Source organism: Gemmatimonadaceae bacterium, from assembly GCA_019752115.1.
In the GTDB taxonomy this organism is placed as follows: domain Bacteria; phylum Gemmatimonadota; class Gemmatimonadetes; order Gemmatimonadales; family Gemmatimonadaceae; genus Gemmatimonas.
Genome location: JAIEMN010000026.1, coordinates 41,009 through 61,366, shown reverse-complemented (window position 1 = coordinate 61,366; position 20,358 = coordinate 41,009). Strand labels below are relative to the sequence as shown.

General features: G+C 67.5%; 11 protein-coding genes. 5 read left to right on the top strand and 6 right to left on the bottom strand.

All coding sequences use genetic code 11. The features are described 5' to 3' along the window. The 4 genes from K2R93_14250 (at nucleotide 1) to K2R93_14235 (ending at nucleotide 5,627) form a co-directional block, all read left to right on the top strand. Nucleotides 1-1,587, top strand: coding sequence for an efflux RND transporter periplasmic adaptor subunit (locus K2R93_14250; protein MBY0491001.1), 1,587 nt, complete (start codon nucleotides 1-3; stop codon nucleotides 1,585-1,587). A gap of 2 nt (nucleotides 1,588-1,589) precedes the next feature. Beyond that, nucleotides 1,590-2,813, top strand: coding sequence for an ABC transporter permease (locus tag K2R93_14245; protein MBY0491000.1), 1,224 nt, complete (start codon nucleotides 1,590-1,592; stop codon nucleotides 2,811-2,813). A 279-nt stretch (nucleotides 2,814-3,092) separates the two neighbouring features. Further along, nucleotides 3,093-5,030, top strand: a complete 1,938-nt coding sequence (locus K2R93_14240) for a potassium transporter Kup (protein ID MBY0490999.1) — start codon at nucleotides 3,093-3,095, stop codon at nucleotides 5,028-5,030. 147 nt (nucleotides 5,031-5,177) lie between these two features. Then, nucleotides 5,178-5,627 (top strand): response regulator, encoded by a 450-nt coding sequence (locus K2R93_14235; GenBank protein ID MBY0490998.1) that lies wholly within the window; start codon nucleotides 5,178-5,180, stop codon nucleotides 5,625-5,627. Between the two features lie 91 nt (nucleotides 5,628-5,718). Here K2R93_14235 and K2R93_14230 read toward each other — a convergent pair whose 3' ends face one another. The 6 genes from K2R93_14230 to K2R93_14205 all read right to left on the bottom strand — a co-directional run bounded on the left by K2R93_14230 (nucleotide 5,719) and on the right by K2R93_14205 (nucleotide 17,825). Next, entirely contained in the window at nucleotides 5,719-8,898 is a 3,180-nt protein-coding gene (locus K2R93_14230; GenBank protein ID MBY0490997.1) for an efflux RND transporter permease subunit, read from the bottom strand. Then, entirely contained in the window at nucleotides 8,895-10,265 is a 1,371-nt protein-coding gene (locus K2R93_14225; GenBank protein MBY0490996.1) for an efflux RND transporter periplasmic adaptor subunit, read from the bottom strand. Before K2R93_14225 ends, K2R93_14230 begins: the two co-directional genes overlap by 4 nt. A gap of 351 nt (nucleotides 10,266-10,616) precedes the next feature. Continuing rightward, nucleotides 10,617-11,774, bottom strand: a complete 1,158-nt coding sequence (locus K2R93_14220; GenBank protein ID MBY0490995.1) for a PDZ domain-containing protein — start codon at nucleotides 11,772-11,774, stop codon at nucleotides 10,617-10,619. 125 nt (nucleotides 11,775-11,899) lie between these two features. Further along, nucleotides 11,900-13,831 carry a response regulator gene (locus tag K2R93_14215; protein MBY0490994.1) on the bottom strand — a complete coding sequence of 644 codons (1,932 nt, stop codon included), beginning with the start codon at nucleotides 13,829-13,831 and terminating at the stop codon, nucleotides 11,900-11,902. Between the two features lie 30 nt (nucleotides 13,832-13,861). Then, complete coding sequence (gene leuS / locus K2R93_14210; protein MBY0490993.1) at nucleotides 13,862-16,294, bottom strand: leucine--tRNA ligase; 2,433 nt, start codon at nucleotides 16,292-16,294, stop codon at nucleotides 13,862-13,864. 475 nt (nucleotides 16,295-16,769) lie between these two features. Next, nucleotides 16,770-17,825, bottom strand: a complete 1,056-nt coding sequence (locus K2R93_14205) for a N(4)-(beta-N-acetylglucosaminyl)-L-asparaginase (protein ID MBY0490992.1) — start codon at nucleotides 17,823-17,825, stop codon at nucleotides 16,770-16,772. Nucleotides 17,826-18,359: 534 nt separating this feature from the next. Between K2R93_14205 and K2R93_14200 the strand changes: the two genes are divergently transcribed. Continuing rightward, nucleotides 18,360-20,282, top strand: coding sequence for an aspartate ammonia-lyase (locus K2R93_14200; GenBank protein ID MBY0490991.1), 1,923 nt, complete (start codon nucleotides 18,360-18,362; stop codon nucleotides 20,280-20,282). The last annotated feature ends 76 nt before the right edge of the window (nucleotides 20,283-20,358 follow it).

Sequence of the window (20,358 nt, the reverse complement as noted above, 5' to 3'; positions counted from 1 at the left end):
ATGCGGATTGGCCACGGTGGACTGGCGTTGGCGGCAGGCGTTTCGCTTGCGCTGTCGGCGTGTGCCAAGAAGAAGGAGGCCGTGGCGCCGGTGGGCACCGATGTCGTGGCCAAGCGCACGATTGTGGTGGACGCGCAGGCGACCGGCGCGGTGGAGCCGATCAACGTCATCGAAGTGAAGTCGAAGGCGTCGGGGCAGATCGTGAAGATCCCCGTCGAGACGGGGACGATGGTGAAGGCCGGCGATTTGCTCGTGCAGGTCGATACGCGCGACGTGAAGAATCAGTACGATCAGGCGATGGCCGACCTCAACAGCGCGAAGGCGCAGCTCGAGGTGGCGCAGGCCAACAAGAAGCGGTCGGACGAGCTGTACAAGACGCGCATCATCACCACGCCGGAGTACGAAAGCGCGCAGCTGCAGCTCACGCAGGCGCAGGGCGCGATCGTACGTGCCACCACCAACGTGGATCTCGCCAAGCAGCGCCTCGAAGACGCCACCGTGGTGGCCCCCGTCGATGGCACGATCATCGACAAGCCGGTGTCGCTCGGTCAGGTCATCGCGTCGGCCACGGGCTCGGTCACGGGCGGCACGACGCTGCTCAAGATGGCCAACCTCACGCGTGTGCGCATGCGCGCGCTGGTGAACGAAACAGATATCGGCAGCGTGCGCGCGGGGCAGTCGGCGCGCGTCACCGTAGACGCCTATCCGGATCGCCCATTCCAGGGGCTCGTGGAGAAGATCGAACCACAGGCCGTCGTGCAGCAGAGCGTCACGATGTTCCCGGTGATCATTTCGCTCGACAACAGCGAGGGCTACCTGAAGCCGGGGATGAACGGCGAGGTGTCGATGCTGGTGGATCGTCGCGAGGGCGTCCTGGCGGTGACGAATGACGCGGTGCGCACGGTGCGCGAAGCGGCGACGGCGGCGGCGGTGGTGGGACTGAACCCGGACTCGGTGACGGCGTCCGTGCAGGCGCAGCAGGCGGCGATGCGGGCGGGGGGCGGGAACGGCGGGGGCGCGGGGCGCGGGTCGGATGCGGCGCAGGCGCGCGGAGTGGAGGCGGCGGGGGCTGCGGAAGCCCGGACTGCGGAAGCTGGAACTGCGGGAGCTGGGACTTCGGGAACGGCGGGAAGTCGAACGGCGGGAAGACAAACGGCGGGAAGACCAACGGCGGATGGCTCGGCGGGCGGGGGCGGCCGTCGCGGTGGCGGTGGGGGCACGATGGGGGCGGGGATGGCGGGGGGGTCGCCGGGCGGGTCGCCTATTCGGCCGCGTACGGCGCTGGTGTTCGTGCAGGATGCGGCGGGGAAGTTCGGGCCGCGCATCGTGCGCTTGGGCGCCTCCAACTACGACTACTCCGAAGTGCTGAGCGGGCTGCAGGAAGGCGACAAGGTCGCGACGCTCAACGTCGGGATGCTCCAGCAGAAGCGTGACCAGCAGAACGATCGGTTCCGCAGCATGACCGGCGGCGGCATGCCGGGCATGAGCGCGCCGGGGGGTGGCGGTGCGGCCGGTGGCGCGCGTGGCGGCGGCGGTGGTGGTGGTGGTGGTGGTGGCGGCGCGCGGCCGCCGGGTGGGGGGCGCTAGCGATGCTCTACGCCGAAGTGATCCGGGTCGCGCTGGGGGCCCTGCGAGCGAACAAGCTGCGCTCGATCCTGACGATGCTCGGCATTGTCATCGGCGTGGGAGCGGTGATCGCCATGGATGGCATCGGGCGCGGGGCGCAGGTGGCCATCAAGGATCGCATCACGGCGCTCGGCACCACGCTCCTCACGGTGACCCCCGGGCAGGTGCGCGGGATGGGCGGGGTGGCGGCGGAAGCGGATCGCGCGAAGCTCACCATGGCCGACGCAGCGGCGCTCGATGAGCAGGCGACGCTCCTCAATGCGGTGCAGCCGGAGATGTCGCGGCAGCTGCAGATCCAGTTCCAGTCGAAGAACGCGAGCACGCAGGTTGTCGGCACGACAGCCAACTACCTCGAAGTCCGCAAGTACGAGCTGCAGGGCGGTCGGATGTTCACGACCCAGGAGGATCAGGGGAAGCAGCGCTTCGCCGTCCTCGGGCCCGCGGTACTCGAAAACCTCGGTGTGTCGAACCCCGACGCGATCATCGGCGAGAATGTGCGCATTCGCGGCATTCAGTTCACCGTGATCGGCGTACTCAAGAGCAAGGGGCAGTCGTCGCCGTTCATGAACCCCGACGATCAGATCCTCATCCCGCTCAACACGGCGCGCTTCCGTGTGCTCGGGACTGATCGCATCCGCTCGGTGTCGGTGCTCGCCAAGAGCGAGGAGAAGATCCCCGAGGCGATGGCCGAGATCCAGAAGATCCTCCGCCGCGAACATCGACTGGCGCGCGAGAAGGACGACGATTTCACCATCCGCAATCAGGCCGACTTCCTCACGACCTTTGCCGAAACGAGCAAGGTGTTCGGCTCGCTCCTCGCCGGGATCGCGGCGGTGTCGCTGATCGTGGGCGGGATCGGGATCATGAACATCATGCTCGTCTCGGTCACCGAGCGGACGCGCGAGATCGGGGTGCGGAAGGCGCTCGGCGCCACCGGCAACAACATCCTGTTCCAGTTCCTGATCGAGGCCGTGGTGCTGTGCATCCTGGGCGGCGCGATTGGCGTCGCGGTGGGGAGCGGCGGGGCCTATGCGCTCAGCAAGGTCTTTGCGTGGAATACCTCCATCAGTTCGCAGTCGGTCGTGATGGCCTTTGCCTTCTCGGCGGCGGTCGGGCTGGTCTTCGGGGTCTGGCCGGCACGGCGGGCCGCCAAGCTCGATCCGATTCAGGCGCTCCGGTACGAGTAGCCCCGTGGCGCCGGGGGATCGGCCGCCCTCCCTCTTCAACTGGTCCCGGTTCTACATTTCAGGTTTCCGTACCTGATCATGCCAAACGACCAGACTTCTTCGGCTGCCGCGCAGGACTCGGCGGCGGCCGCTCAGGATAGCGCCGGCGAACAGCCCGGCGACGAGCCGTCTCAAGGCGCCGCTCGGGAGCTTCGGCACCCGAGTGGCCCCACCGCCGAGCCCGGCCCCGTCAACGCGGCGAACGCCGTGCCGGGCGACGTGCTGCGTGCGCAGACGTCGATGTTTCCCGTGCAGCAGCAGCCGCGCGCGGGGCATCATCACGACCAGCACCCCACCGGCCGCCGCCTCGCGCTGCTGACGCTCACCGCGCTCGGCGTGGTATACGGCGACATCGGCACGAGCCCGCTGTACGCCCTCAAGGAGTGCTTCAGCCCCATGTACCATCTCGCGCCCACGCGCGAGAACGTGTTCGGGGTGTTGTCGCTGATCGTGTGGGCGCTCACGCTCGTCGTCACGGTCAAGTACGTCAGCTTCATCCTCCGCGCCGACAATCGCGGCGAGGGCGGCACCTTCGCCCTGCTGGCGCTGATCTTCCCGCGCCGCTCCCCCGACGCGCCGCAGGCACGCGGCAAGCTGCTCGTAGCGCTCGCGCTCTTCGGCACGGCCCTGCTCTACGGCGACGGCATCATCACGCCCGCCATGAGCGTCCTTGGCGCCATGGAAGGGCTCGAGATCGCGACGCCCTCGCTCTCGCACTACATCGTGCCGCTCACGGTGATCATCCTCGCCGCGCTTTTTGCGGTGCAGCGACTGGGGACCGATCGCGTGGGGATGGCGTTCGGACCGATCATGCTCGTGTGGTTCACCACGATCGGCCTGCTCGGGCTCTTCGAGATCCGCCATGACCCGTCGATTCTGGCGGCGGTGAATCCGATGTATGCGGTGGTGTTCGCCAAGGCGCACGGCGTGCTGGCCTTCCTGGTGCTCGGCTCGGTCGTGCTCGTGGTGACCGGCGGCGAGGCGCTCTACGCCGACATGGGCCACTTCGGCCGCCGTCCCATCCGCGTGGCATGGCTGGGGCTCGTCTTCCCGGCGCTGCTTATCAACTACTTCGGCCAGGGCGCGCTGCTGCTGCGGAGCCCGGAGGCCGCCGAGAATCCGTTCTTCCTGCTGGCCCCCAAGGCGCTGCAGCTGCCGCTGCTCGTGATTGCCACCATGGCGGCGATCGTGGCCTCGCAGGCGCTCATCTCCGGCGCGTTCTCGATCACCCGCCAGGGGATCCAGCTGGGCTACATCCCGCGCCTCGAGATCCGCCACACGAGCAAGACCGAAGAAGGGCAGATCTACATCCCCGAAGTGAACTGGTTCATCGCGGTGGGGTGCCTGCTCATCGTGATCGCCTTCCAGAACACCTCGAACCTGGGCGCGGCCTACGGCATCGCGGTGACGGGCACGATGTTCATCACCACGCTGCTCTTCGACGTGGTGGCGAAGCTCCGGTTCCGCTGGGAATCGTGGAAGGTCATGTCGCTCACGGCGTTCTTCATGTCCTTCGATCTGGCGTTCCTGGCCGCGAATCTGGTGAAGCTCCAGCACGGCGGGTGGGTCCCGCTCGCGCTCGGGATTTCACTGTTCGTGCTGATGATGACCTGGAAGCGCGGGCGCATTCTGCTCAACCAGCGCCTCGCCGAAGGCACGATGCCCATCCAGCTCTTCCTTGAGGGGGTCGAGAAGTCGCAGGTCCATCGCGTGCCCGGCACGGCGATCTTCATGACCGGCAGCGATGAGGGGGTGCCGCCGGTCCTCCTGCACCATCTCAAGCACAACAAGGTGCTGCACGAACGCGTGCTGCTGGTCTCGGTGAAGACGGCCGATGTCCCCGAGACGAGCGCAGGCGAGCGCGTCCGTGTCATGCCCCTGGGTCACGGGTTCTGGCGCGTGATCGCCAGCTACGGCTTCATGCAGACGCCGAATGTGCCGCAGGTGCTCGAAGTCGTGGACCAGATGGGCATCCGCTGCAAGCCCATGGAGACGTCGTATTTCCTCGGTCGAGAACGTCTGATTCCGACGCCGACCCGCGCGACCGACAAGGTCGCCCTCTCTCGCTGGCGGAAGGTCATTTTCGCCATCATGGCCCGCAACGCCCGTTCGGCCACGGAGTTCTTCTGTATTCCGCCGAACCGGGTTGTGGAACTGGGCACGCAGATCGAGTTTTAATCCCGATGGCGTGCAGCCAGTTGGCTGCGCTCCAACGGTTCGGACTCGTTGTGCATTAGTGTGATTGGCGGGGCTCGATGTCGGGCCCCGACCACGTCCGGTTCGCCTGAGCGACCGGGACGTACTGAAGGGTACCGATGGAGTACCATGACCAATGCATTCCCGGGTGCTGCACTTGGCACCCGCCAATCTCCCGCCGGGGGCGTCGCTGCGGTTGACAGCGGCACCGTCCTGCTGGTCGACGACGAGGAAGGCGTACGCGCCGTGACCTCGGTGCTGTTGCGACGCCGTGGCTTCCGCGTGGTCGAAGCGGAGCATGGCAGCGATGGCCTCGCGCTCTATGTCGCGAACCCGACCATGTTCACGCTGATGCTCGTGGATCTCTCCATGCCCCACATGGACGGTGCGGCGTTTCTCACGGCCGTCCGCGCACTCAATAGCAAGCAACCGATCATCGCCATCAGCGGCCACGATTGGAAAGACGCGCGCAAACTGATCGGCAGCCAGCCGATTGATGGGTACTTGCAGAAGCCGTTCACGCCCGAGCAGTTGTACGAGGCGATCGCGAAGGCGCTGGGGCCGGTGTCGCAGTCCTAGCGAACCCACGACCCACGACCAAGAACGCGAAACCCTGAACTGATCAGTTCAGGGTTTCGGGCTTTTGGTCGTGGGTTTTGGGTTACTGCCTTTAATCACCCGCGACCGGCACCGGCTCCATCCCACCAACCGCAGACGTCGCCTTGGCGGCGGCGCGGTCGCGCTTCCGGTTCGCCAGGCGATCGAGCAGCGTGTACACGACCGGCGTCACGTAGAGCGTGATGAGCTGCGAGAACGCGAGACCACCCACCACCGCGAGGCCGAGGGGCTGGCGGGATTCGCCACCGGCGCCGTAGCCGACCGCGATGGGGAGCGTCCCCATGAGCGCGGCCATCGTGGTCATCATGATCGGGCGGAAGCGCACGCGCGCCGCTTCCACGATCGCGTCGGCCGGCGCCATGCCGTCCTTGCGCTCGGCTTCCACGGCGAAGTCGATCATCATGATCGCGTTCTTCTTCACGAGGCCGATGAGCATGATCACGCCGACGTAGGCGTACACGCTCAGGTCCTTGCCGAAGAGCATGAGCGTGATGAGCGCGCCCACCGCCGCGAACGGCAAACCCGAGAGAATCGTGATCGGGTGAATGAAGCTTTCGTACAGGATGCCGAGCACCATGTAGATCACGAAGATCGCGACGACCAGCAGCGCGAGCAGGCCACTCTGTGCCTGCGCGAAGGCCTGCGTATCACCACTCAGCACCGCCGTGACGCCGCTGGGGAGCACGTTGGCCGCTTCACGCTGCACCGCGTCAACCGCCGAGCCGAGGGCCACGTTGGGGCGCGTGTTGAACGAGATCGACACGGCCGGCTGCTGCCCGTTGTGCTGCACCGACTGCGGGCCGACGCCCTTCGTGAAGGTGGCGACGGAGCCGAGGTTCACCAGCTGCCCCGTATTGGAGCGCACGTACAGCTGGCTTAGGGCCGCCGGATCCTTCTGGAACTCCGGCAGGAGCTCCAGAATGACCTGGTACTGGTTCGTCTGCGTGTAGATCGTGGAGACCTGCCGCTGCCCATACGAGTTGTAGAGCGCGGCCTCGAGCTGCGCGGCGGTGACACCAAGGGCGGACGCGCGTTCGCGATCGATCGTGACCGCCACCTGCGGATTGCCGACCTGCAGATCGCTCGAGATGTTTTCGAGCTCCGGCAGCTCGCGCATGCGCTGTTCGAGGGCGCGTGCGGAGGTATAGAGTTCCGCGATATCGGCGCCCTGCAGTGAGACCGAGTAGGCGCTGTTGCCGCGACGGCCACCGATGTTGATCGGCGGCGGATTGCGGAAGAACACCTGCACGCCCGGCACCTGCGAGGTCGCGCGCGTGAGCTCGCGCATGATCTGATCGACGTGCGGGCGCTTGAACTTCTTGCTGTCCTTGAGGGTGATCTGGATGCGGCCGGAGTTATTGCCGCCAAATCCACCACCGCCACCCACCGACATCAGCGCGAACTCCACGTTCGGGTTCGCCTGAATGATCTTGCCCACCTCGCGCACCTTGGCGGCCAGCGCGTCGTAACCAATGCCTTCGGGGCCTTCCACCGAGCCCTGGAGGCGACCGGTGTCTTCCGACGGAATGAAGCCCTTGGGGATGTACATGAACAGCGCGACCGTCAGCACGGCCATGAAGGCGCTGAAGGTCATGGTGAGGCCACGGTGCCGCATGACCCAGCCGAGCGAGCGCACATAGCCGCGCTCGGAGGCCTGATAGAGCCGCTCCACCGAGCGCCACGAGCCTGTCCCCTCATCGTGGGCGTGGCCTTCCCCGCCCTTGAGGAAGCGCGCGGCCAGCATCGGCGTGAGCGTCAGCGAGACGAAGCCCGACACCAGGATCGACACGCCGATCGTCACCGCGAACTCGCGGAAGAGGCGCCCGACCAATCCCGGCATGAACAGCAGCGGGATGAACACCGCCACCAGCGACAGCGTCATGGAGAGAATCGTGAAGCTGATCTCCTTGGAGCCGTCGAGCGCCGCCTGTAGCGGCTTCTTCCCCATTTCCATGTGACGCACGATGTTCTCGAGCATCACGATCGCGTCGTCCACCACGAAGCCCACGGCCAGCGTGAGCGCCATGAGCGACAGATTGTCGAGCGAGTAATCCAGCATCCACATCACGCAGAACGTGCCGACGATCGAGAACGGCAGCGCGAGCGACGGGATGATGGTGGCGCGGGCATTCCGCAGGAACAGGAAGATCACCAGCACGACGAGCGCGACGGTGAGGAGCAGCGTGAACTGCACATCCTCCACCGAGTGCTGGATGCTGACCGAGCGATCGAAGATCGTTTCGACCTGCACACTGGGCGGCAGCTGCGGGAGCAGCTTTTCCATCTCGGCCTTCACGCCATTCGCGGTGGCCACGGTGTTCACGCCGGGCTGCCGGATGATCGACAGCGAGATGTTCGACCGACCGTTGAGCTCCGACATGCCGCGCATCTGCTGCAGGCCGTCGAAGACGTTCCCCAGGTCGCCGAGACGCACCGGGCTGCCGTTGCGGTAGGCCACCACGAGCTGACGGAATTCCGCCGCGTTCTTGAGCTGGCCACTCGCCTGCAGCGTGAACGACTGGTTGGCGCCCATGAGCACGCCAGCCGGCTGATTGGAGTTGCCCTGATTGATGGCCTGCTGCACTTCGTCGATGCCGATGCCGCGCTGCTGGAGCGCCGCCGGATCGAGCTGAACGCGCACCGCGAACTTGGCCGACCCGAACACCTGCACCTGCGCGACACCGCTGACGGTGCTGAGGCGCTGCCCGATGAAGGTTTCGGCAAATTCGTTCAGCTCCGTGCGCGAGAGCACGTCGGAGTTGAGCGAATACATCATGATCGGCGTGTCGGCCGCGTTCGCCTTGTTGTACGACGGCGGATTGATCCCCTGCGGCAGCTGGCGCAGCGTCTTGGAGATCGCCGACTGCACGTCGGCCGCGGCCTTGTCGATGTCACGGTCCAGATTGAACTGGATGGTGACGTTCGTGCTCCCCTGCGAGCTCGACGACGTGATGTTGTCGATGCCGGAGATCGTGGAGAACTGCTGCTCGAGCGGCGTCGCCACCGACGTGGCCATGACTTCCGGACTCGCGCCCGGCAGACCGGCCGACACCGTGATCGTGGGATAGTCGATCGTGGGCAGGTCGCTCACCGCCAGACTGCGGTAGGCCACGAAACCGAACACGAGAATGCCGATCATGACCAGCGTGGTCATGACCGGCCGACGAATCCAGATCTCGCTGAGATTGACGCCGGACTCCGCCTCGGCGCCCGGCTTCACCACATCACTCATGGAGTCCCCCCTCCGCGACGCCCACCCGACCGCCCACCAGCATTCCCGCCGTTCGAGCTCCCGCCGTTCGAGCTTCCGCCGTTCGAGCTCCCGCCGTTCGAGCTCCCGCCGTTCGGGCTTCCGCCGTTCGGGCTTCCGCTCTTCCCGCCGTCCGTCTTCCCGCTGTCCACGGCACCCGGCCCCGCCGCCGCCGACCCACCCGCCCCATTCCGCCCGCCACGCCCACCGCGCCCGCCCCGTCCACCGCGGCCACCACCGGCCACGGCCGAACGCAGCTGCACCTTCGCGCCGTCGCGCAGCTTCTGCTGTCCTTCCACGATGACCGACTCGCCGCCCACCAGGCCGCTGTCGATCTTCACCATCTCGCCGAACTGGCGGCCGACCTTCACCGGCGTCCGCACGGCGGTGCCGTCCTGCATGAGGTACACGAACGTGTTCGTCCCCGACTGAATCACGGCCTCGGACGGCAGCGTGATCGCATCCTGCTCCACGGCGAGTTCCAGCGCGACGTTCACGAACTGCCCGGGCCAAAGCGCCCGATCTTCATTCGGCACTCGCGCCTTGAGCAGCACCGAGCCACTCGCGCGATCGATCTGGTTGTCCACGAACGCGAGCGTCGCGGTGATGACGTTCACCGTGTCGCCGTTGCGCGTGATCTTGACCGGCAACGGCTTGTCCACCCCGGCGCGCTTGCGGAGTTCTTCGAAGTCGCGCTCCTGCACCGGGAAGCGCACCAGCACCGGACGCAGCTCGTTGATCGTGACCAGCTGATCGGTGGACGCGCGCACCAGCGCACCGAGGCGGAAGTTGATCTGCCCCGTGCGACCGGCGATGGGCGCGCGCACCGTGGTGTTCTCGAGATCGAAGCGCGCGCGGCTGATGAGCGCCTTGTCGGCCGCCACCGTCGCGCCGAGCGCGGACGCTTCGGCGAACGCCTGATCGAGCTGCTGCTTGGTGATGTAGCCATCCTTTGCGAGCCCGGCGAAGCGCGCCGAGTCGGCGCGGGAGCGGGCGAGGTTGGCTTCATCGCGAGCGAGGGTGCCGAGCTGCTGATCGAGCGTCGCCTGGAAGGGACGCGGGTCGATCTGGAAGAGCACCTGCCCCTGCTTGACCTCGTCGCCTTCGCTGAAGTTGACCTTGGTGATCTGCCCGGAGACGAGCGACTGCACCGCAACGGTCTTGTTGGCTTCGACCTGCCCGTTCGCGAGCACGACGTACGGCAGCGGGCCTTTCGCGGCCGGCTTGACGGTGACGACGGCGGGGGGACGCTGCGGGCGCGGCGGCTCCTTGCACGCACCGAGCGTGAGGAGCGTGAGCGAGGCACCGGCGACCGCGGACTGTATCGTGAGCCGGTGCGCGCGGCGCATCGGCAACTGGTTGACTGGCATTCGCTTGGCGAACGGCGGGGCGAAAAAGACACCCCACGCGCCACGGCGGGCGGAGGGGGCGTCCGAGAGGGGTGAAACCTTGGAAGCTACGTCTGATTGTACGCCTGCGAATGGCCCAGCGTTGGTACAGGTGGGACGAACCGTGTGAGGGATGAGATGTGAGCAACCCCTCAGGCGTCAGGCGGAAGAACATCAGGGGGAAGGCATCAGGACTGCCCCCACGGCAGTCCTGATGCCTCCCCCCTGTATCCCTCCCCCCTGACCCCTGAGGGGTTCCTCACCACTCACGTCCGACCTCCAAGAGGTCAGACTACCATTCCCCTTTCCATACTACAGAATTACCACCACCCTCCGCCCCCTCGCCGGCACCTCCCGCAGGTCAAAACTCCTGAGCCCGCCCTCCAGGCCGCGCTCCAGCCCCCGTTCGATCCCCCGGCGCATCTCCTCGATGCTGTCGCGCAGCCGGTCGAGGTCGATCCGCATCTCCTGGCCGTCGAAGCGCAGCCGCCCGATGTCGCCATCGCGATCGAACTCGAACACCCGCGGCGGCTGCGGCGCCCGGGGCGCCGACGGGGCCCGCGGGGTCAGGATCTGCATCGCGCCATCGCCCACGGAGATGCTGAAGCCGGTGCGCGGCAGGTCGCTCGCCTTGGCCGCCGTGACGGCGACGTCCCGATAGCGGCCATTGCCATAGACGCGCAGCGTCAGCGTCTTGCCCGGGGCCGCCTGCTGCACCTCGCGCACAAAGCGGTTGACGCGCGCCGACACCGCGGGCGCATCGTCCACATCCTCGCGCGCGACGCGCACGTCCACGCCGTTCACCGCCGCCACCCGTTCGCCTTCCACGATCCCGGCCTTCTCGGCGGGTCCGCCGGTGACCACGCTGCTGATGAACAGCCCGAGCGTGTCGCGCGCATTGCCCGCCGCGCCCACCGTCAGCCCCACCATACCGCGTTCGGCGCTCCCGCGCTCGTCCGCCTGACGCTCGCCGGCGCGGCGCTCCATCACCAGAGGTTCACCCGGAGCCCGCGCCGCCACGGCCCGATCCAGCTCCGCCTGCGAGATGGTCTTCACCGCAAGCTTGCGCGGCGCGGTCGTGCCCGAGCGCACGAGCAGCGTGATCTCGTCACCCGGCTTCACGGTGCCGAGCGCGCGCTGCAGACGGCGCTGAGCCAGGCCGCCCACGGCGAGATCCTCGGCGTCTTCGCGGCTCAACCGGAGCGACGTCCCATTGATCTCGGTGATGACGTCACCGGCCTTGAGCCCCGCTTTGGCGGCGGGACCGTTCGCGTCCACCTCTTCGACGCGCACACCAGCGGTGTCCGCGCGCGAGCCGGTGGCCATGAGAATGCCGAGCACGGCACGATCGCCCGGTGGCGCCATGCGGCGGACGGCGATCTGCGGCGCCAGGCGAATGCGCGCGGTGGCGTCCTGCGCCACGGCGCGGCACGGGGTCACCAGCGCGGACGCGGCGACCGCGGACAGCACGAGTCCAGCAGAGATTGGGCGGGCGTATGCCCGCAACGGAAAGAGCACCATGGAAATCCTCGCAGCAGGTGGTTCGTTGTCCCGTCGGACACGCCACCACCGGCGAAGGGTTTCCTCGGCCTCGCTCAGGGGCGGGGCAGGCGCGCGCGGATCTGCCGCGCGAGCTCGTCGCGGCGAATGGGCTTCTCGAGCACGAGCAGGGTGGGGTCGGCCACAAAGGCCTCCGCTTCCGCACTCGAGGCGCCCCCGGTGAGCACCACCAGTCGCTCCCGCAGCGCCGGATGCGCGGTCGCGAGGCGCCGCGCGAACTCGGGGCCGGAGACACCGGGCATCATGAGGTCCGTGATCACCAGATCCACCGGTTCCGACGCCAGCCACGCGAGCGCCTCCTCGGCGCCACCGGCACCGTGCACGGTGAACCCTTCGGCCTGCAACCCGCGCACGAGCGCACGCAGCGCGGCCGGATCGTCTTCCACCAGCAACACGCGCGGCGCAGCGGCCGCCGGGTCGCGCGGGGCATCGCCCGGGGTTGCACCAGCGCTGGGCGGTACAGCGGAAGGCAGGCCGCCGGCATCCACATCACGCGCGGCAGGCAACATGATTCGCACCATCGCGCCGCCGGTGGCGCGATTCGCAAAGTGCATCGACCCGCCATGCGCCTCCACGATGCCGCGGGAGACAAACAGCCCGAGCCCGGTTCCGCCGTGCTCCGCGCGCGTCGTGACGTAGGGTTCCCCCAGGCGGGTACGCACCGCCGACGGAAAGCCCGGGCCTTCGTCGAGAATCTCGATCTCGGCGTCGCCCTCGAGGGTGGTGCGCGTACTCACGATGAGTCGCGTATGGCCGCGCGTGTTGCCGCTCGCGTAGGCCTGCAACATGGCCTGCGCCCCGTTCACCAACGGATTGAGAATCACCTGCACCAGCCGCCCTTCGTTGCCACGCACCAGCGGCGCCTTCCCGAATCGCGTTTCGACGGCCACCCCCTGGCGGAGCTGCGGGGCGGCCACGCGGAGCGCCGCATTCACCAGATCGCGGACATCCAGCACGGCCCGATCGGCATCACTCGGGCGTGCGTAGGTACGCAGCCCTTCCACCACTTGGCGGATGCGCTCCACGCCGTCGTACGCATGGGCCAGCGCGGCGCCCGCCTCGCTCTCGGGCGCGGGCGCGAACTGCGCCTGCAATTCGTCGAGATTGAAGCGCAAGTACTGGAGCGGGTTGTTGATCTCGTGCCCGACACCGGCGGCGAGACGACCGAGCGCGGCGAGGCGCTGCTGCTCCACCATCGCCACGCGCGCCGCATCGCGCTCTTCGGTGCGGCGATCGACTTCACTGGCCAGCTGCTGCGAGAGCGTATCGAGTTCGAGGGCGTCGTCGCGAAAGCGCCGGAGCAACTGAATCGTGACCGGCGCCACGGCACAGACATACCCGATATCGGCGAGGTAGACGAACTCGATCCACCCTGCCGCCACGGCGATCTCCTCCGCCACCGCGGCGAAGAGCAGTGCAAAACCGATCAGAATGCCACCGGATCCCGGCTCGCCTTCGCGCCAGCGGCGCCAATAACCGGCCACGCTCAAGAGGAAGAACACGAACGGGACGATCGTGACCACGCTGCCGAACGTCGTCAGCTCACCGCTTTGGTAGGTGATGCCAAAGCGCGGAAGCTCGAGGATCATGGGTTCGGGCTTCACCACGAAGATGCCCGTGGCCGCCAGAAACGCGGCGGCGACCACGCCACCGATGGCCCACCGCTGCACCCAGCGCGGCAGCGACGCCCACGTGCCGTCTTCGCCCACGTGCGAGTAGACCAACCAGCTCACGGCGTTCAGCGTGCCGTTGAACAGATTGGCCCGGGTGGCCCAGATGTACGAGCCCTCGCGCAGCACCGACGACGCGAGCAGGTCCACCAAGGCGTAACACGCCGCGGTAAACGACACCGCCGCGAACCACCGGACCCGACGCCATCGCGGCGTCGAGCCCAGGGTCAACACCACCGCCGTCGTCGCAAACTGCAGCGTCAGACTGACGAGCGCGATGGCCAGCAGCAGGTTCATGTCATTCCCATTGGGGGGAGTGTGCGGTGATTACACCACGATATTGAGCAAACGCTTCGGGACGAAGATGACCTTCTTTGGCGTATCTGTCACGAACTTCGCAATCGCGGCGTCGGCCAGCGCCAGCGCCAGCACCGCCTCCTGCGTGGCATCGGCGGCCGCGCGCACCTTGCCGCGCACCTTCCCGTTCACCTGCACCACAATGTCCACTTCGTCGTCCACGAGCATGGCCGGATCGTAGCTCGGCCAGCCGGCGTCGAAGACACTGGCGGTGTGGCCGAGCGTTTCCCAGCACTCCTCGGCCAGATGGGGCGCATAGGGCGCGACCATGGGCACGAGCGGCTCGACTTCGGCGCGGTGTGGGACGCGCTCACCGCGACGCACGGCGTTCATGTACTCCATCATGGCCGCGATGGCCGTGTTGTAGCCCAGGTTCGCCGTATCTTCGCCGACCTTCTTGATGGTGCGGTGCAGCTTGCGCATCACGTCGGGATCGGGCGCGCCCTCCGTCGTGGCATCGCGCACCGACGCCCACAGGCGGTCGAGGAAGCGACGCACGCCACTGATCCCCTGATCGCGGAAGTCACCACCTTCCTCGTACGGCCCGAGGAACATGAGGTACATGCGGAAGGCGTCGGCCCCCCACTCCTCCATGTACTGGTCGGGATTGATGACGTTGCCCTTGGACTTCGACATCTTCGCGCCTTCGCGAATGATCATGCCATGCGCGCGGAAGCGCGTGAACGGCTCCTCGAAGTCGATGTGCCCCGCGTCCTTCATCACCATCGTGATGAAGCGCGAGTAGAGCAGATGCAGCACCGCATGCTCATTGCCACCGATGTACGAATTCACCGGCAGCCATGTCTTCGTGCGCGCGGCATCAAACGGTACATCACTGCGCGTCGCGCTCGGATAGCGCAGGAAGTACCACGCGCTGTCGAGGAACGTGTCGCTCACATCGGTTTCGCGACGCGCCGACTTGCCGCACGTGGGGCACGGCACGCGATACCACTCCTCGTGACGCGCGAGCGGCGAGATGCCGGAGTCGTCGGGCTTGAAGTCGGGGATGTTCGGCAGCTCGACCGGCAGGTCCTGCTCCGGCACCGGCACCGCACCGCAGCTGTCGCAGTAGATGATCGGGATCGGCGGCCCCCAGTAGCGCTGCCGCGAGATGCACCAGTCATGCAGGCGATAGTTCACCACCGCCTTGCCATGCCCCTGCTCGGCGAGCCACGCGGTCACCGTGCGCTTGCCGTCCTGCACCGCGAGTCCGTCGAACTGCGCGGAGTTCACCAGGCGGCCGTCTTCGTCATCGGTAAAGGCGGCATCGCCCAGCGGCGTATCGGCCTGCTGGTCGGGCGCCGCCACGACGCGTACGATGGGCAGGTGGAACACCTGCGCGAACTCGAAGTCGCGCTCGTCGTGCCCCGGCACGGCCATGATGGCGCCGGTGCCGTACTCCATGAGGACGTAGTCGGCAATCCAGATCGGAATGGGCTGCTTGGTCGCCGGGTTCACCGCGTAGGCGCCGGTAAAGACACCGGTCTTCTCGCGCGTGCTCTTTCGCGACACGAGATCCTGCTTCTTCGTGCTCTCGACATACGCCGCGACGGCATCGCGCTGTGCATCCGTGGTCAGCGACGCCACCAGCGGATGCTCGGGCGCCAGCACCAGGTACGTGGCGCCAAAGATCGTATCGGCGCGCGTCGTGAACACGGTGACGCGGTCGCTGTGCCCCTGAATGTCGAACGTCAGCTCGGCGCCTTCCGAGCGGCCAATCCAGTTGCGCTGCGCCTGCTTGGTGATCGCCGACCAGTCGAGCCAATCGAGATTGTTGAGCAGCCGCTCGGCGTAGGCGCTGATACGGAAGAACCACTGCTCGAGGAAGCGCTGCTCCACCGCCGTGCCGCACCGCTCGCACAGCCCGTTCTCGACCTGCTCGTTGGCCAGCACGGTCTTGTCGGTGGGGCACCAGTTCACCGCCGCGGCCTTCTTGTACGCGAGCCCCTGCTTGTGGAGCTGCAGGAAGACCCACTGCGTCCACTTGTAGTAGTCGGGGCGCGACGTGTCGACCTTCTGCCGCCAGTCCACCATGAAGCCGGCGCGCGAGAGCTGTCGCGTGAAGTTCGCAACGTTCTTGGGCGTGAGCTCCATCGGATGCGCGCCGATCTTGAGCGCGTAGTTCTCCGAGTGAATCCCGAACGCGTCGAAGCCGAGCGGCTGGAAGACGTCGTGTCCGATGAGCCGGTGGTAGCGCGCGGAGATGTCGCTGCCCGTAAAGGCAAAGAGGTTCCCGACATGCAGCCCTTCGGCGCTCGGATACGGGAACATCATCAGCGCATAGAACGGCCGCGCGGGATCATCGAGCTTGGCGGCATTGGTGCCACGGGCGTCCCACGCGGCCTGCCACTTGGGCTCGACGGTCGCGGGCGTATACGGAGTCGGGAGTTCGGTCTCGGACATCCCTCTAACTTAATCGCCCGTTGCCTTCGTTTTGCCGCTTGCGTGGGCTTGGAGTTTGGCGCGTGGGTGTGGCGGCGGCGTGTCGTCCGAACGCTGGTGATCCGGGGTTGGGAAGCGCGGGCGCTGCGCGCCGCGCTCCCAAGCCCGGACACCCAGCGCTCGGACGACACACCGTCGCCACACCCCCAGGCACCCCCGCGTACCCGCTGTTCAGACCCCAGCGCAGGCAGGGCCACCCTCAAGCACGTCGGCCATCGCCGCGCGCCCCGCTCCCCAGGCGAGCGCCCAAAGGGCGCGTCGCCGACCGCAGTCCCGCGGCGCCCGAGCGCAGCCCGGGGCGCCGGCCCGTGTCTCGGCTGCGCGCTGGGTCTCCGGGCTTGGGAACGCCAAGGCGCAGCCGGCGGCGTTTCCCAACCCCGGAGACCAGTGCGCGGGCGAGACGCGGGCCGGCGCCCCCCCGGCACGACCTCTCAGGTCACCGCTTGTACAGGTAGGCCGCGTCCACGAGGCGTGCGCCAGCCGAGTCGCAGACGGCGAAGCGGCCGCCCGAGAACATGGTGGCCCCGCCGAAGCGACCGTCCTTGGTGATGGCGTAGAACTCGAGATCGAACTTCGGCCGCCCCTGCGCATTCAAGAGCCGCGCCTCGGTCGTGGCCACGACGCGCTCGAGCACCTTGAGGCAGGCCTCCTGCGGCCCCATCCCCTGGCGCATGAACTCGACGATCAGGAACGACGAGCAGGCCTTGATATTCGCCTCGCCGCGCCCCGTGCTCCCCGCCGCGCCCACGAGGTTGTCGCAGTACTGCCCCGCCCCGCAGATCGGCGAGTCGCCGATGCGCCCCGGGATCTTCCACGCCATGCCGCTGGTCGTCGTCACCGAGCCCAGGTCACCCTTGGCGTCCACCGCGTTCATGTTGATCGTCCCCGTCGAGAACTTGATCTTGATGTCCTCGTCGTGGTCGAGCCAGAAGTCGTTCGGATTGAGCCGTGCCTTCCAGCGCATCCAGTCCTGGCGGGTCTTTTCGGTGAGGAGATTCGTCTCCTTGAAGCCCATCGCCTTGGCGAACTTCTTGGCGCCGGCGCCGACGATCATGACGTGGTCGGTGTAGTCCATGACCGCCTTGGCCACGAGCGAGGGCGTGGCGATGTCTTCGATCGCCGCCACCGAACCGGCCCGCTTGGTCGGCCCGTGCATGCACGACGCATCGAGCTGCACGACCCCCTCTTCATTCGGGAAGCCGCCAAGCCCCACCGATTGATCGTCGGGGTCGAGCTCCTGAATGTTGACGCCGGCAATCGCGGCATCGAGCGGATCCTCGCCGGCCATGATCTTGTCGTAGGCGACCTTCACTCCCCGGATGCCGTTCGCCGACGACACCACGCAGGGCCGCGCCCGGAAGCCGGGGGTCGTACCGGGGGGCTCCAGCGGTTCGCCGGCGGGGTCGAACAGGTGATCGGGGAGGCGCGGCAGGAAGCCGGCCGCGGCCAGCGCCGAAGAGCGCTCAATGAAGTCGCGACGAGACAGTGGCATGGGTTCGGGTTGAGGACGCCTGAATGTCCGCCGCTCGCGTCCGTTTGGCCAGCGGGCGCGCACGAGGGTGGGCGTTGGTGCGCGCGCGTGGCGGGCACCTGCGCGGGCGCGTGGCGGCGCATGTCGCGGAGACGCCGGTGATCCCGGGTTCGGCAACGCCTTGGCTGCGCCGTCGGCGTTCCGAAGCCGGGACACCCGGCGCCTCCGCGACACACGCCGCCACGCGGGGCCGCCCTCGCGCACCACCCGGCCAGCTGTCGGGGCGGCCGCGGAATCCGAGCGCCAGGTCTCCGGGCTTCGGAACGCCAACGGCGAAGCCGAGGCGTTGCCGAACCCCGGAGACTGGCGCTCGGAGGCCGCGGTCGCCCCGACGGCCCGCACCGATTGGCCCGCACGGATTGGCCCGCACCGATTGGCCCGCATCGAAAGGCCGCGCACCGAATGGCCGCAGCCGGGTACCCAGACCCGTGTGGCGCTGACTGACGTCATCCGTCAGATATCCGAACACGCTGTTCCCACCTGTTTCTCCCCGCCATGACCACTCCGGCCGAAATCGCCGATCTGCTGCGCGCGACCTCGTTCCTCGATGGGCTCACCGACGCGCACCTCTGGAAGCTCTCCCGCCACGTCACCCCGCACACGCTCGCCGTTGACGAAACCATCTTCGTGGAAGGCGACGAACGGCAGCGGCTCGCCATCCTGATCACCGGCGCCGTCGCGATCGAAAAGTCGGGCGATGGCCGCACCACGCGCCTCGTGACCCTCGGGCCCGGCGAGGCCGTCGGCGAAGGGCTGCTGCTCGACGACACCGTGCACGGCACCACCGCGCGGGCCATCATGCCCGGCGTGGCGATGCTCATGAGCAAGCAGCAGCTCGATGACATCACGCGCGAGGCGCCGCAGCTCTATGCCGTGCTCGTGGGGCGTGCCGCCCGCTCCATCTCCGCCCGGCTCAAGCGCGCCGACGCCACGCTCGTGGGGCGTGGCCGCACGCTCGGCTTCGGCGGCCATCGCACGCGCGTCGAACACGACCTCCTGGGCGACCGCGAGGTCCCCTACGAAGCGCTCTACGGCGTGCAGACGCTGCGCGCCCTCGAGAACTTCCCGATCACCGGCATCCCGCTGCGCGAGTTCCCGGTGCTCATCGAATCGCTGGCGTGCGTGAAGGAAGCCGCGGCGCTGACGAACCAGGAATGCGGACTCCTCGATGCCGAAAAGACCGATGTGATCGTGCGCGCCGCGCGCGAAATCCGCGCCGGCCGGCATCACGAGCATTTCCTGGTGGATGTCATTCAGGGCGGTGCCGGCACGTCCACCAACATGAACGCCAACGAGGTGATCGCGAACCGCGCCCTCGAGCTGCTCAATCAGCCGCGCGGCACCTACGACGTGATCGGCCCCAACGATCATGTGAACCTGTCGCAGAGCACCAACGACGTGTATCCCACGGCCGTGCGCATCGCGCTCCACAAGAGCCTGAGCGTGTATCGCCGCGAGCTGGCGCGCCTTGCCGATGCCTTCGAAGTGAAGGGCACCGAGTTCGCGCCGCTGCTCAAGATGGGGCGCACGCAGATGCAGGATGCCGTGCCCATGACGCTCGGCCAGGAGTTCATGGCGTTTGCGCACACGCTCCGTGAGGATGTCGATCGGGTGGCCGAAGCACAGGGGCTCATCCGCGAGATCAATCTGGGCGCCACCGCGATCGGGACCGGCATCAATGCCCCGCCGGGCTACGCTGAGCTCGCCTGCAAGAAGCTCGCGGAGATCGCCGAAGTACCGGTCGTGACCGCGCCCGATCTGGTCGAGGCCACGAGCGACACCGGCGGGTTCGTGCAGCTCTCCGGCGTCCTCAAGCGCACGGCCACCAAGCTCTCCAAGATCTGCAACGATCTCCGACTACTTTCGTCGGGACCGCGCGCCGGCTTCGGCGAGATCAATCTGCCGGCGATGCAGCCCGGCTCGTCGATCATGCCGGGGAAGGTGAACCCGGTCATTCCCGAAGTGGTGAATCAGGTCTGCTTCGATGTCATCGGCGGGGACGTCACCGTCACGATGGCCGCCGAGGCGGGGCAGCTGCAGCTCAACGCCTTCGAGCCGGTTATCGCGTACCGGCTGCTCCGGAGCATCGACATGCTTCGGAACGCCTGTGCCGTGCTGCGCGAGCGCTGTGTGACCGGTATCACAGCCAACGCCGACCGCATGCGTCACTTCGTGGAGCACTCGATCGGCATCGTGACAGCCCTGGTGCCGGTGATTGGCTATCAAGAAGCGACCGACATTGCCCGAACGGCGCTCGCGAGTGGACGGGGCGTCTTTGATCTGGTTTTGGAACGTGGGCTCCTCACCCGGGAGCAGTTGGACGCCATTCTCAATCCGGCGGCCATGACGGCGCCACGGAACGTCACGCAGGAATTTTCTGCAGTCTCGCGCTCGGCGGCTCCAGCGGTAGAGTTGTAGCAGGCCCGGCGCTGGACCGCCGGGCGGCTGCTCTCCCGTGGGCCTTCGGGCCCACGGTTCACCCGCACCCGATTCG

What these genes read in the sequence shown, in the direction of transcription:
- K2R93_14250 (MBY0491001.1), top strand. Translation starts at nt 1, where the DNA reads ATGCGGATTGGCCACGGTGGACTGGCGTTGGCGGCAGGCGTTTCGCTT.
- K2R93_14245 (MBY0491000.1), top strand. Translation starts at nt 1,590, where the DNA reads ATGCTCTACGCCGAAGTGATCCGGGTCGCGCTGGGGGCCCTGCGAGCG.
- K2R93_14240 (MBY0490999.1), top strand. Translation starts at nt 3,093, where the DNA reads ATGTTTCCCGTGCAGCAGCAGCCGCGCGCGGGGCATCATCACGACCAG.
- K2R93_14235 (MBY0490998.1), top strand. Translation starts at nt 5,178, where the DNA reads ATGACCAATGCATTCCCGGGTGCTGCACTTGGCACCCGCCAATCTCCC.
- K2R93_14230 (MBY0490997.1), bottom strand. Translation starts at nt 8,898, where the DNA reads ATGAGTGATGTGGTGAAGCCGGGCGCCGAGGCGGAGTCCGGCGTCAAT.
- K2R93_14225 (MBY0490996.1), bottom strand. Translation starts at nt 10,265, where the DNA reads ATGCGCCGCGCGCACCGGCTCACGATACAGTCCGCGGTCGCCGGTGCC.
- K2R93_14215 (MBY0490994.1), bottom strand. Translation starts at nt 13,831, where the DNA reads ATGAACCTGCTGCTGGCCATCGCGCTCGTCAGTCTGACGCTGCAGTTT.
- leuS (MBY0490993.1), bottom strand. Translation starts at nt 16,294, where the DNA reads ATGTCCGAGACCGAACTCCCGACTCCGTATACGCCCGCGACCGTCGAG.
- K2R93_14205 (MBY0490992.1), bottom strand. Translation starts at nt 17,825, where the DNA reads ATGCCACTGTCTCGTCGCGACTTCATTGAGCGCTCTTCGGCGCTGGCC.
- K2R93_14200 (MBY0490991.1), top strand. Translation starts at nt 18,360, where the DNA reads ATGACCACTCCGGCCGAAATCGCCGATCTGCTGCGCGCGACCTCGTTC.